The sequence below is a fragment of the Pseudomonas sp. SA233 genome (assembly GCF_054792385.1).
This window is the reverse complement of the sequence record NZ_CP096449.1, coordinates 2,181,542-2,193,886: the sequence shown is the minus strand read 5'-3', so window position 1 is coordinate 2,193,886 and position 12,345 is coordinate 2,181,542. Positions and strand designations below refer to the sequence as shown.

Genomic DNA, 12,345 nt, shown 5'->3' with positions numbered 1-12,345 from the left:
TGTTCTCCTAGAATGTGCGTCGATTGGGCCTAGCGGAATTGGGCAAGGAACCGCAGGTCGTTATCGAAGAACAGACGCAAATCGTTGACGCCGTAGCGCAGCATGGCCAGGCGCTCGGCGCCCATGCCGAAGGCGAAGCCCTGGAACTCTTCAGGGTCGATGCCGGACATGCGCAGCACGTTCGGGTGCACCATGCCGCAGCCCATCACTTCCAGCCAGCCGGTCTGCTTGCACACGCGGCAGCCTTTGCCGGAACACATCACGCACTGGATGTCGACTTCTGCGGACGGCTCGGTGAAGGGGAAGAACGATGGGCGGAAACGTACCGCCAGTTCTTTTTCGAAGAACACGCGCAGGAACTCTTCGATGGTGCCCTTGAGGTCGGCGAAGTTGATATCGCGATCGATCAGCAGGCCTTCGACCTGGTGGAACATCGGCGAGTGGGTGATATCCGAGTCGCAGCGGTATACGCGGCCCGGGCAGACAATGCGGATTGGCGGCTGGGTGGACTCCATGGTCCGCACCTGCACCGGCGAGGTGTGGGTGCGCAGCAGCATGTTGGCATTGAAGTAGAAGGTGTCGTGCATCGCCCGGGCCGGGTGGTGGCCGGGGATGTTGAGCGCTTCGAAGTTGTGGTAGTCGTCTTCCACCTCTGGGCCTTCGGCAATGCCGTAGCCGATGTGGGTGAAGAACTGCTCGATGCGCTCGAGTGTACGGGTGATCGGGTGCAGGCCACCGGTGGCCTGGCCGCGGCCTGGCAGGGTGACGTCAATGCATTCGGCAGCCAGGCGAGCGCTGAGCTCGGCTTCTTCGAAGGCGGCCTTGCGGGCATTGAGCACAACAGTGACGCGCTCTTTGGCGTCGTTGATCAGCGCGCCGACTTTCGGCCGCTCTTCGGCTGGCAGGTTGCCCAGGGTCTTCATCACCTGGGTCAGCTCGCCTTTCTTGCCGAGATAATTCACCCGGATCTGTTCCAGGGTATTGATGTCTTCAGCGCGCTCCACGGCCTCTAGGGCTTGGGAGACCAACGCATCCAGGTTTTCCATGTACAGACTCCAGATACGAAAATAGGGGAAGAGCTTTGAAGGCTCTTCCCCTATCGATGACGTTCAATGCCCGACGGCGCTAGCGCCGCCGGGTGATTGTCGCGGGTACTTAAGCCAGAACGGCTTTAGCTTTCTCGACAATCGCAGCAAACGCCGCTTTTTCGTTCACTGCCAGATCGGCCAGAACCTTACGGTCGATTTCGATCGAAGCCTTTTTCAGGCCAGCAATCAGACGGCTGTAGGACAGACCGTTGGTGCGGGCACCGGCGTTGATACGAGCGATCCACAGTGCGCGGAACTGACGCTTCTTCTGACGACGGTCACGGTAGGCATATTGACCTGCCTTGATGACAGCCTGCTTGGCAACGCGGAATACGCGCGAGCGTGCACCGTAGTAGCCTTTAGCCAGTTTCAGAATTTTCTTGTGACGCTTACGAGCGATGACGCCACGCTTAACACGAGCCATGAGTAACTTCCTCTATCTAAACCAGAATTAACGTACGCGCAGCATGCGCTCGACTTTTGCCACGTCAGACGGGTGCAGCAGGCTGGCACCGCGCAGTTGACGCTTACGCTTGGTCGACATTTTGGTCAGGATGTGGCTCTTGAAAGCGTGCTTGTGCTTGAAGCCGGAAGCGGTCTTCAGGAAGCGCTTCGCAGCACCGCTCTTGGTTTTCATTTTTGGCATGTTGGAACTCCGCATTCGATAAAATTACACAATAATCATCAGGCCTGCCGTGCCCGGGAGATTACTTCTTCTTTTTGGGGGCGATGACCATCATAAGCTGGCGTCCTTCCATCTTCGGATGCTGCTCAACGGAGCCGTATTCGGCGAGGTCGGCTTCGACCCGCTTCAACAGCTCCATGCCCAGCTCCTGGTGGGCCATCTCACGGCCGCGGAATCTCAGAGAGATCTTGGCCTTGTCCCCATCGGTAAGGAAACGTACCAGGTTGCGTAGTTTTACCTGGTAATCCCCTTCTTCCGTCCCTGGACGAAACTTGATTTCTTTGATCTGGATCTGCTTCTGGTTTTTCTTGGCTTCGTTGGCCTGCTTCTTCTTCTCGAAGAGGTGCTTGCCGTAGTCCATCACCTTGCAGACGGGCGGTTGCGCGTCGGCGGAGATTTCCACCAGATCCAGCTTCGCTTCATCAGCGATACGAAGCGCTTCATCAATCGAGACGATGCCAATCTGCTCGCCGTCAGCGCCAATTAACCGAACCTCGCGTGCCGAGATATTCTCGTTGATCGGGGCTTTCGGTGCAGTTCGTTTATCGTTTCTCATTTCACGCTTAATAGTCATTACTCCGATTCTAGGCGACCGCGCTGGGCAACAGCGCTGTTGAGCAGCTGCGTGAATTCAGCCACCGGCATGGAGCCGAGGTCTTTGCCTTCACGGGTGCGTACGGCGACGGTCTGCGTTTCGACTTCGCGATCCCCTATAACCAAAAGGTACGGGACCTTGAGCAAAGTATGCTCGCGGATTTTAAAGCCGATCTTCTCATTTCTCAAGTCCGACTTGGCACGGAAACCGCTACCGTTCAGGGTATTTTCCACCTCGAGGGCGAAATCGGCCTGCTTGTCGGTGATGTTCATGATCACGGCCTGGGTTGGGGCCAGCCAGGCCGGGAACACGCCGGCGTAGTGCTCGATCAGCATGCCGATGAAGCGCTCGAACGAACCGAGGATGGCGCGGTGCAGCATGACCGGGCGAACTCGGCTGTTATCTTCGGCGATATAGCTGGCATCCAGGCGTTCCGGCAGGTTCGGGTCGTACTGCAGGGTACCGCACTGCCAGTTACGGCCGAGGCAGTCGCGCAGGGTGAACTCGATCTTCGGGCCGTAGAAGGCGCCCTCGCCCGGCTGGTATTCCCACTCCAGGCCCGATTCGTTCAAGGCGTCGGCCAGTGCGCCTTCGGCACGGTCCCACAGCTCTTCGGAACCCACGCGCTTGGCCGGGCGGGTCGACAGCTTCATGGCGATGTCGGTGAAGCCGAAGTCCTTGTACACGTCCAGGGTCAGCTTGATGAAGTCGGCGGCTTCTTTCTTCACCTGTTCTTCGGTGCAGAAGATGTGCGCGTCGTCCTGCACGAAGCCACGCACGCGCATGATGCCGTGCAGGGCGCCGGACGGCTCGTTACGGTGGCAGGCACCGAACTCGGCCAGGCGCAGCGGCAGGTCGCGGTAGCTCTTCAGGCCCTGGTTGAACACCTGCACGTGGCACGGGCAGTTCATCGGCTTGACCGCGTAGTCACGGCTTTCCGACGAAGTGGTGAACATGTTTTCGGCGTAGTTGGACCAGTGGCCGGAACGCTCCCAGAGAATGCGGTCGACAACCTGCGGGGTCTTGATTTCCTGGTAGCCGTTGACGCGCTGGACCTGGCGCATGTACTGCTCGAGTACCTGGTACACGGTCCAGCCGTTGGCGTGCCAGAACACCATGCCCGGGGCTTCTTCCTGCAGGTGGAACAGGTCGAGCTGCTTGCCGATCTTGCGGTGGTCGCGTTTTTTCGGCTTCTTCGATGCGCTGGATGTATGCCGCCAGCTGCTTCTTGTCGGCCCAAGCGGTGCCGTACACGCGTTGCAGCTGCTCGTTCTTGGCATCACCGCGCCAGTAGGCGCCGGACAGCTTGGTCAGCTTGAATGCCTTGAGGAAGCGGGTGTTCGGCACGTGCGGGCCGCGGCACATGTCGACGTATTCTTCGTGGTAGTACAAGCCCATGGCCTGCTCGTCCGGCATGTCTTCGACCAGGCGCAGCTTGTAGTCTTCGCCACGGGCCTTGAACACGTCGATGACTTCGGCGCGCGGGGTCACCTTCTTGATGACGTCGTAGTCCTTGTCGATCAGCTCCATCATGCGCTTTTCGATGGCGGCCATGTCTTCTGGAGTGAAGGGGCGCTCGTAGGCGATGTCGTAGTAGAAGCCTTCGTCGATGACCGGGCCGATCACCATCTTGGCGGTCGGGTACAGCTGTTTCACTGCGTGGCCGACCAGGTGGGCGCACGAGTGACGGATGATCTCCAGTCCCTCTTCATCTTTAGGGGTGATGATCTGCAGGGTGGCGTCGTTGCTGATCAGGTCGCAGGCATCGACCAGTTTGCCGTCGACCTTGCCGGCCACGGTGGCCTTGGCCAGGCCGGCGCCGATGGAAGCGGCGACTTCGGCTACGGATACGGCATGATCGAACGAACGTTGACTGCCATCGGGAAGAGTAATAACGGGCATGGCGCCTCCTCTCCTAGTGGTGACCCCTACCAAAGGTCACGTGGGTTGGGATGAGCCAGTACAAGATCCGACCTGCCTTCCCGCAATGGGAAGCCTGCCTCACAGTGGCAGAAGCCTTTCGGCTTGCCAGGGACGAACCAGAGTGACTGGAAAGAAAAAAGATAGCTGCAAGCTGCAAGTTGTCAGCTGCAAGCCGGGCATGCTAGCACGCGGGTTGCACGCCAGGCAGAAATATTTGGAAATTACGCCGCAGCGGTGAACTAACGCGGAAAAATTCCTATCAGACTTTGGGAAGCAACCTACTCTTGATGAGACCTTAACCCAAGGAGTAACTGGTTATGCGAGTTCCGTCTCTTCTGGCCCTGGCGGCCGCTGGGGCCCTGCTGCTGCCCATGGCTGCGAACGCCGGCAACTTCCCGGCCGGGAAGGAAGCCGCCTACATGACCCAGTGCACGCAAGTGGCTCAAGGCCAAGGCGTTGACGCTGCGACCGCGAAAAAACACTGCGACTGTGGCGCGCAAACCATCAAAAAGAATTTCACCGACGCGGAAATTGCCGACCTCGACAGCAACGATGGCGTGGACGCCAAGCTGATGCAGAAGGCCCAGATGGTCGTGAAACAGGCCTGTGCACCGAAGAGCTGAAACCTTAAAGCCAGAGCAGACCAGCCATTCTTTGAGCTGGATCAACATCCTGCGAAGGTAAAAGGCGCTAGATGCGCAGAATTAGACTATGATGTGTTCCGTGCTCCGTAGCCTCGGCCGCATTGCACCACTGAAAAAACTAAATGTTCTGGAGATTCACCCATGTCCAATCGCCAACAAGGCACCGTCAAATGGTTCAATGATGAGAAAGGCTACGGCTTCATCACCCCAGCAGGCGGCGGCGACGACCTGTTCGTTCACTTCAAGGCCATCGAATCTGACGGCTTCAAGAGCCTGAAAGAAGGCCAGACTGTTTCCTTCGTCGCCGAGCGCGGCCAGAAGGGCATGCAGGCTGCACAGGTTCGTCCGGAGTAATTCGGATAGCTGTAAAAAAACCCGCCCTTGTGGCGGGTTTTTTTATGGGCGTTTACCAGGCTGCACGCGCTCGTTTTTTGTAGGAGCGGCCTTGTGTCGCGAAAGGGCCGCGTAGCGGCCCAAGGGTTTCAGCTTCGCAGCATCAATGGCCGGGGCCGCTTTGCGGCCCTTTCGCGACACAAGGCCGCTCCTACAGGGACCGCGTCGATCCTCCGGGCTGTATCAACCGCAGTTGACGCGAACCACCTTGCCCTGCTCGTCCACATTCAGGTTCAAGCGCTCGGAGCGGTACTCGAGGGTAACCACGTCGTGCGGCTTGAGAATGCGGGCCATCTGCGAGCCACTGGCCTTGCGCGCCTGCTCCAGCAGCTCGGCGCTGGCAAGCTTGCCAATGGCGAAATCGGCGCCGCTGGCTTCGCAGCGGCCATCGTTGCCTGCCGGCGTGGCTGGCGCAGCGCCGCCAGCAGAATTGCCACCAGTGCTGCAACCAGCCAGGACAGCTGCCACAGCCAGGGTTGCCAGGTAAGCACGGGTACGGAACATGAAGCCTCCTAAATCGGTCCGGGAACTGTCTGATCCGACAGTTCCGCTGATCTTTTGTTGCAAAACCGGTCAAGTCTGCCTGAACTCGCCAGCCGAGGCGAAAACGCAATCGTGACCGGATTTTGCACAACCCGCTGCGTTTGCCATATGCTTAAGCCGCAAGGTCACTGACGCAAAGTCATGATTTAGTGCAAGAAGTGGAGCGCACCCCGCCTCCATCGAACACCAGGGTCAGGTGTTCGCCCCTTCGTCCCGGGCCCCAAGCGAGAGCCTTTCATGAGCAGCCACAGCATCGAAGCCGATATCAAGGTCAAATGGGCCGAAGGCCAGAGCGCGTACAGCCCTGGCACGCCGGAGGAGTTGCTGCTGATTGCCATCGACCTGCTGGTGCGCGATCGCGGCGCCGAGGCGGCACGCAGCTTCTTCGACCAGGTGTTCGAGCGCTACGCGCCGCACACGGCTATTCCAATCGCGCCAAACGGGCGCTGAGCAGGTCGAACAGGCCCTGGGCATCGCCCTCGTCCACCCACATCACGTTGGCTGGCTGCTTGAGCACGCCGTACCAGTCGGCAAGGGTCTGGCCGAAGCTGGGGCCTTCGCGGCTGTCGATGCTCATGTGGATGCGTCGGCCGCTGAACAGCTCGGGCTTGAGCAGGTAGGCGATGACGCTGGCGTCGTGCACCGGGCCGCCGGGCATGCCGTACAGGTCCATGTCGTGGGTGATGTAGGCGTTGAGGATATCCACCACCCGCTTGCTGGCCTGGTTGTTCACCGCCGCCAGTTGCTTGAGGCGGGCGTCGCTGGTCAGCAGCTTGTGGGTGACGTCCAGCGGCAGGTAGGTCAGCTGCACGCCGCTGGCCAGCACCACTTCGGCGGCATGCGGGTCGGCATAGAGGTTGAACTCCGCCGCCGGGGTGATGTTGCCACCGTTGAAATGGGCACCGCCCATGACCACCACTTGCTTGATGCCTTTGGCGATGTCCGGGCGCTGGATCAGCGCCAGGGCCAGGTTGGTTTGCGGGCCGAGCATGGCGATGGTGATGCTGTGGGGCTTGGCGGCGCCCAGGGTGTCGACCAGGTATTGCACGGCATTGCCTTGGGCCAGCGGCGCTTTCGGTTCGTGCACCTGGATGCCGGTGAGGCCTTCTTCGCCGTGCACCTCGGCGGCGTAGATCGGCTTGCGCACCAGCGGGCGAGCGGCGCCGGCGTACACGGGGATGTCTTCGCGGCCGGCCCATTCGCGGGCCAGGCGGGCGTTGCGCGAGGTTTTTTCCAGGCGCACGTTGCCGGCTACGGTGGTGATGGCGCGTATGTTGAGCTCGTCGGGCGAGGCCATGGCCAGGAACAGCGCGACCACGTCGTCGGCGCCGGGGTCGGTGTCGATGATCAGGTCGATGGGGGCAGCCTGGAGGGTGGTGGCTGCGGCCATGAGGGCGATTCCTTGTAGCAGGGGTTTGAGCATGGGTGGCACTCCTGTTGCCTGGATTGGTATTCCTGATACACCGCAAATCCCTGTGGGAGCGGGTTTACCCGCGAAGAAGGCAACGCGGTGGCTGGCACCGGCTTCGCCGGTGTTCGCGGGTGAACCCGCTCCCACAGGGGACGACGAGCTAGAAAGTCACGCCGGAAATCAGCGCGATGTTGCTGTAGGGCTGGCACTCGCCAGTACGCACTACCGCACGGGCACTGCGTGACAATGCCTTGAAATCTTCATGGCTCAGCCATTCGCGCTTGCCCAGCTTGCCCTTCAGCCGCTCGATCTCGACCAGCGCCGGCGGCACCACTTTCTGCATCTCTTCGGCCAGCACGTGGCGCTCTACCTGCAACTCGCTCAGCACAACCCGCAACACACTGGCGAAGTCCGGCAGGCCAGGCGTGACGGCCAGGTCGATCAGTTCGACACCCGGCGGCACCGGCAGCCCGGCATCGCCGATCACCAGGATGTCGCCATGCCCCATGCCGGCGATGGTCCGCGAAAGGGCGACGTTCAGCAGCGGGGTCTTCTTCATGGCGCAAGCTCCGCCAGGTAGGGAATCGACGGCTGGGCGCCGGCGCGGGTAACCGACAGGGCTGCGGCGCGCTGGCCGAAAGCGATGGCTTCGCCCTCCTCCAGGCCGCGCACCAGGCCAGCGGCAAAGCCGCCGATGAAGGTGTCGCCGGCTGCCGTGGTGTCCAGCGGCTGTACCACCGGCGCGGGGAAGTGCTGATGGCCCTGCGGGGTGACCAGCAAGGCCCCTTGCGCGCCCAGGGTAATGATCACTTTGCCCGCGCCCAGTTGCAGCAAGCGCTCGCCGGCACGTCGGGCGCTGTCCAGGTCAGTCACCGCCACGCCGGTCAGGGCTTCGGCCTCGCTTTCGTTGGGCGTCAGGTAGTAGATGCGGGCGAACCAGTCCGCCGGCAAGGGGCCGGTCGCCGGCGCCGGGTTCAGGATTACCCGCTTGCCCAGTTCGCGCCCCCTGGCCAGGGTCCAGGCCACGGTGTCGGCCGGTACTTCCAGCTGGCAGATGATCACTTCGGCCGCCTGCAGCAGCGCATCGAAACGCTGCACCGACTGCGGCGTCAGCAGGCCGTTGCCACCGGGGATGATGACGATGCAGTTCTGGCTGGCGGCATCCACGGTGATCAGCGCCACCCCGCTGGACACGCCCTGGCAGGTGGTGACGCCCTGGCAGTCGATGCCTTCCACATACAGGGCCCGGTGCAGTTGTCGACCATAGTCATCGTCGCCGACGTTGCCGATCATCGCCACGCTGCCGCCCAGGCGCGCCACGGCCACTGCCTGGTTGGCCCCCTTGCCGCCCGGCACGGTGAAAAAGCTTTCGCCGGGGAGTGTTTCGCCGGCCCGGGGCAGGCGCTGCGCGCGGGCCACCAGGTCCATGTTGAGGCTACCGACTACCACAACCTTGGCATTCATGACATTTCCTTAGCATCAGCGGTAATCGTTGAACAGGTCCGGGCGCGGCCCGGTGGACTCGCGCAGCACAATGCGCGGGGCGACGATGCGTTGCTCTGCCGCGCCCTGCCGGGGGGTGCCGATACGCGCCAGCAACAGCGACGCGGCGCTCTCGCCCAGCTCGCGAATCGACTGGCCCACCGTGGTCAACGGTGGGTACACGTAACGGCTGAGCTCGATGTCGTCGAAGCCGATCACCGACAGCTCGCCGGGCACGTTGATATTGCGTTCGGCCGCGGCACGCAGCACACCGAAGCCGATCATGTCGTTGCCGGCAAAAATCGCCGTAGGTCGCTTGCCCTCCAGCAGCCGGCCTGCGGCTGCATGGCCGCCGGGGCTGGTGAAGTCGCAGTGCAGCACGCGGTCGTTGCGCACCGGCACACCGGCTTCGGCCATGGCGCGGCGGAAGCCGCTCAGGCGCAGCTGGGTCACACCGGTCTCGGCGGGGCCGCCGATGTAGGCGATGTCATGGTGACCAAGTTCCAGCAGGTGCTGGGTGGCCAGGAAGGCGCCCTGCTCGTGGTCGATGCGCACCAGGTCGGCATCGACACCGTCCAGTTCGCGGTCGACGATCACCATGGGCGTGCGCACACCAGCCAGGCTTTGCAGCAGGTCGCTGTCCTGCCCTACCGAAGCCACTACCAGGCCGTCGATGCGCTTTTCCAGCAGCACGCGCAGGTAGCTGCGCTGCTTTTGCGGGTTGTCGTCGGAGTTGCACAGGATCACGCAGTAGCCGTTGCGTTCGCAGGCGTCTTCGATGCCCCGCGCCAGCTCGGCGAAGTACGGGTTGACGCTGTTGGGTACCAGCAGGCCGATGGTGGCCGTGCTGCGCGCCTTCAGCGAGCGGGCCACGGCGCTGGGTACGTAGTCGAGTTCGGCGATGGCGGCTTCGACTTTCAACCGCACCTGCTCGCTGACCGGCCGGGTCTTGTTCAGCACATGGGACACGGTGGTGTAGGAAATGCCCGCCAGTGCCGCGACGTCTTTGATGGTTGCCATGTTTTCAGTTCCGCCGGCCTGCACGCCGGCTACGGTAAGTGTCGAGCACCACGGCGATGACGATCACCGCCCCGGTGATGATGCGTTTGGTCGGTTCGCTGGCACCGATCTGCGCCAGCCCTGCGGCCAGCACCGAAATGATCAGCACGCCAAAGAAGGTGCTGATGACCGAGCCGCGCCCGCCCATCAGGCTGGTGCCGCCAATCACCACGGCGGCGATCACCTGCAGCTCCAGGCCGGAGCCGGCATTGGGGTCGGCGGCTTCCAGGCGCGAGATCTGGAACAGCGCGGCCAGGCCGGCAAGCAAGCCCATCAGCGCGAACACCAGCACCTTGTACGGGCGCGGGTCGATGCCGGCCAGGCGCACGGCCTCTTCGTTGGTGCCGATACCGATCAGGTAGCGGCCGAACACCGTGCGGGTCAGCACCAACTGGGCCAGCACGATCACCAGCAAGGCGATGATGAACGCCGGCGAGATGCCGAATGCGATGGGGTTGGAGAACCAGGCATAGGCATCGCCGATATAGGCGGTGCGCGAGTCGGTGAACTGGTAGGCCAGGCCGCGGGCCATTTCCAGCACCCCGAGCGAAACGATGAACGACGGAATGCGCCAGGCCACGGTGACGCCGCCGGTGATGCTGCCGGCCAGCGCGGCCACGGCCATGCCCAGCAGGGCCGAAGGCAGCACGCCCCAGCCCCAGCCGAGGATCGCCACGCTGACCGTGGAGGCCGCCAGCGCCAGTACCGAGCCCACCGACAGGTCGATGCCGCCGATGATCAGCACGAAGGTCATGCCCACCGCCAGTACCATCAGGTCGGGGATCTGGTTGGCCAGGGTACTGAAGGTGTTGTACGACCAGAAGTGGCTGCTGAGGAACGAGAACAGCACGATCATCGCCAGCAAGGCGCCGGCCAGACCCAGGTAGGTACCCAGGCCAAGATAGGTGCCACTGCGGCGCACCGGTGCGGCGCCTTGGCTGTCGAGCGGGGTGGTTTTCATGCATCCATCCTGGGAGCTGCTTCATGCAGCAGTGCGTCACGTTTCTGATAACCGGCAAAGGCCGCGGCCAGCAACTGGTCCTGGCTCCAATGGTCCCGCTCGAAGGTGTCGATCAGGCGACCGGCCGACAGCACGGCGATGCGGTCGCATATCAGCATCAGCTCGCGCAGGTCACTGGACACCACCACCAGGGCCTTGCCCTGGCGCGCCAGCTCGGCCAGCAGGCCATAGATGTCGAACTTGGCGCCGACGTCGATGCCACGGGTGGGCTCGTCGAACAGCAGCACCTGGCAGTCGCGCTCCAGCCAGCGGCCGATCACCACCTTCTGCTGGTTGCCGCCAGACAGCTCGCCCACCACCTGCTGCGCGCCGGCACTGCGAATGCGCATGGCCTGGATCTGGCGTTCGGCCAATGCCGCTTCGGCTTCGCCATCGAGCACCCCGGCCCGTGAAACCGCGCCGAGGTTGCCCAGGGCGATATTCGCGCTGATCGACTGTGTCAGCAGCAGGCCCTCGCCTTTGCGGTCTTCGGTGATCAGCGCGATACCGGCCTGCACGGCAGCCTTTGGCGAGTCGATGGTGACAGCCTTGGGCGGCTGGCCGAGGGCGATGCTGCCGCTGTCGGCACGGTCGGCGCCGTAGATCAGGCGCAACAGCTCAGTACGGCCGGCACCGATCAGGCCGGAGATGCCGAAGATCTCCCCTGCCCTGACCTCGAACGACACTCCACGCACCTTGTCGGCACGGCTGAGCTTGTCGACCTTGAGCAGCGGCGCGCCGATCTGCCGGCGGCCCAGGTCGATATGCTCGCCCAGCTCGCGGCCGACCATCAGGTTGACTAGTTCGGCGCTGCTGTAGCGCTGGATCGGCTCGTCGCACACCATTTTGCCGTCGCGCAGCACGACGATGCGCTGGGCCACGCGCTGCAGTTCTTCCAGGCGATGGGAGATGTAGACGATGGCCACGCCACGTTGGCGCAGGCGCTCGATCTGGGTGAACAGCAGCTCCACTTCGCGCGCGGTGAGCATGGCGGTGGGCTCGTCGAAAATCAGCACATGGCAGTCGCCGATCAGGTTGCGGGCGATCTCGACCATCTGCTGGTGGCCGATGCCCAGCTCGCCGACCGGGGTGTCCGGGTCGATGGCGTCGAGGCCGACCTGGGCCATGGCGGCCGTGGCCAGTTGGCGCAGGCGCTTCTGGCTGATCCAGCCGAAGCGGCCGGGCAGGTTGTCGAGGAACAGGTTTTCCGCCACGGTCAGCGTGGGCAGCAGGTTGAGTTCCTGCATGACCATGCGCACGCCAAGGCGCTCAGCCTCGCTGCGGCTGCCAGGCGCGTAGGCCTGGCCGCGGTAGCGCATGTGCCCGGTGGTGGGGGTTTCCAGGCCACTGATGAGTTTGGACAGGGTGCTTTTGCCCGCGCCGTTCTCGCCGGTCAGGGCCAGCACTTCGCCGGCACGCAGGTTCAGGCTGACCTCGCCGAGCACGGGCTGGGCGTAGGTCTTGCCCAGGCCGCTGGCGGCGAGCACTACTTCGTTGGCCGATGCAGGCATGGCCGTTTCTC

Annotated in this window: 14 protein-coding genes and 1 pseudogene; 3 read left to right on the top strand and 12 right to left on the bottom strand. The window is 62.9% G+C overall.

Annotation, left to right across the window (positions count from 1 at the left end; translation table 11 throughout):
- Positions 1 to 29: 29 nt before the first annotated feature.
- The 5 genes and pseudogenes from pheS to thrS all read right to left on the bottom strand — a co-directional run bounded on the left by pheS (position 30) and on the right by thrS (position 4,270).
- The gene (gene pheS, locus M1D87_RS10115; protein ID WP_013972006.1) at positions 30 to 1,046 is read right to left on the bottom strand and encodes a phenylalanine--tRNA ligase subunit alpha; all 1,017 of its coding nucleotides are present in this window, start codon (positions 1,044 to 1,046) and stop codon (positions 30 to 32) included.
- Positions 1,047 to 1,155: 109 nt separating this feature from the next.
- A complete protein-coding gene (gene rplT / locus M1D87_RS10110; RefSeq protein ID WP_003250671.1) occupies positions 1,156 to 1,512 on the bottom strand; it encodes a 50S ribosomal protein L20 in 357 nt (118 codons plus the stop codon).
- 27 nt (positions 1,513 to 1,539) lie between these two features.
- The gene (rpmI, locus tag M1D87_RS10105; protein WP_003250667.1) at positions 1,540 to 1,734 is read right to left on the bottom strand and encodes a 50S ribosomal protein L35; all 195 of its coding nucleotides are present in this window, start codon (positions 1,732 to 1,734) and stop codon (positions 1,540 to 1,542) included.
- A gap of 61 nt (positions 1,735 to 1,795) precedes the next feature.
- Entirely contained in the window at positions 1,796 to 2,347 is a 552-nt protein-coding gene (gene infC / locus M1D87_RS10100) for a translation initiation factor IF-3 (protein WP_013972005.1), read from the bottom strand.
- Positions 2,347 to 4,270 (bottom strand): annotated as a pseudogene (gene thrS, locus M1D87_RS10095) (threonine--tRNA ligase). The gene infC and the pseudogene thrS overlap by 1 nt, the downstream one beginning before the upstream one ends.
- A gap of 338 nt (positions 4,271 to 4,608) precedes the next feature.
- Between thrS and M1D87_RS10090 the strand changes: the two are divergent.
- Together M1D87_RS10090 and M1D87_RS10085 are read left to right on the top strand one after the other, a co-directional pair.
- Entirely contained in the window at positions 4,609 to 4,914 is a 306-nt protein-coding gene (locus M1D87_RS10090) for a hypothetical protein (RefSeq protein ID WP_013972003.1), read from the top strand.
- Between the two features lie 162 nt (positions 4,915 to 5,076).
- Positions 5,077 to 5,289: a cold-shock protein gene (locus tag M1D87_RS10085; RefSeq protein ID WP_003250656.1), complete on the top strand. Its 213-nt coding sequence runs from the start codon at positions 5,077 to 5,079 to the stop codon at positions 5,287 to 5,289.
- Positions 5,290 to 5,511: 222 nt separating this feature from the next.
- Here the strand turns inward: M1D87_RS10085 and M1D87_RS10080 are convergent, their stop codons facing one another.
- Positions 5,512 to 5,832 (bottom strand): I78 family peptidase inhibitor, encoded by a 321-nt coding sequence (locus M1D87_RS10080; RefSeq protein ID WP_023660761.1) that lies wholly within the window; start codon positions 5,830 to 5,832, stop codon positions 5,512 to 5,514.
- 276 nt (positions 5,833 to 6,108) lie between these two features.
- Between M1D87_RS10080 and M1D87_RS10075 the strand changes: the two genes are divergently transcribed.
- A complete protein-coding gene (locus M1D87_RS10075; protein WP_003260960.1) occupies positions 6,109 to 6,321 on the top strand; it encodes a hypothetical protein in 213 nt (70 codons plus the stop codon).
- On the opposite strand, the gene M1D87_RS10070 is transcribed toward M1D87_RS10075, so the two are convergent.
- From M1D87_RS10070 to M1D87_RS10045, 6 genes are all read right to left on the bottom strand, one after another.
- Positions 6,293 to 7,294 carry a nucleoside hydrolase gene (locus M1D87_RS10070; RefSeq protein ID WP_421091679.1) on the bottom strand — a complete coding sequence of 334 codons (1,002 nt, stop codon included), beginning with the start codon at positions 7,292 to 7,294 and terminating at the stop codon, positions 6,293 to 6,295. The two genes, M1D87_RS10075 and M1D87_RS10070, sit on opposite strands and share 29 nt — an antisense overlap.
- 148 nt (positions 7,295 to 7,442) lie before the next feature.
- Positions 7,443 to 7,841, bottom strand: coding sequence for a D-ribose pyranase (gene rbsD, locus M1D87_RS10065; protein WP_015269789.1), 399 nt, complete (start codon positions 7,839 to 7,841; stop codon positions 7,443 to 7,445).
- Complete coding sequence (gene rbsK, locus M1D87_RS10060; RefSeq protein ID WP_421091680.1) at positions 7,838 to 8,746, bottom strand: ribokinase; 909 nt, start codon at positions 8,744 to 8,746, stop codon at positions 7,838 to 7,840. The genes rbsD and rbsK overlap by 4 nt, the downstream gene beginning before the upstream one ends.
- Positions 8,747 to 8,761: 15 nt before the next feature.
- Positions 8,762 to 9,784, bottom strand: a complete 1,023-nt coding sequence (locus M1D87_RS10055; RefSeq protein WP_015269787.1) for a LacI family DNA-binding transcriptional regulator — start codon at positions 9,782 to 9,784, stop codon at positions 8,762 to 8,764.
- Between the two features lie 4 nt (positions 9,785 to 9,788).
- Positions 9,789 to 10,784 carry an ABC transporter permease gene (locus M1D87_RS10050; protein WP_015269786.1) on the bottom strand — a complete coding sequence of 332 codons (996 nt, stop codon included), beginning with the start codon at positions 10,782 to 10,784 and terminating at the stop codon, positions 9,789 to 9,791.
- Positions 10,781 to 12,334 (bottom strand): sugar ABC transporter ATP-binding protein, encoded by a 1,554-nt coding sequence (locus M1D87_RS10045; RefSeq protein WP_421091681.1) that lies wholly within the window; start codon positions 12,332 to 12,334, stop codon positions 10,781 to 10,783. Before M1D87_RS10045 ends, M1D87_RS10050 begins: the two co-directional genes overlap by 4 nt.
- Between the last annotated feature and the right edge of the window lie 11 nt (positions 12,335 to 12,345).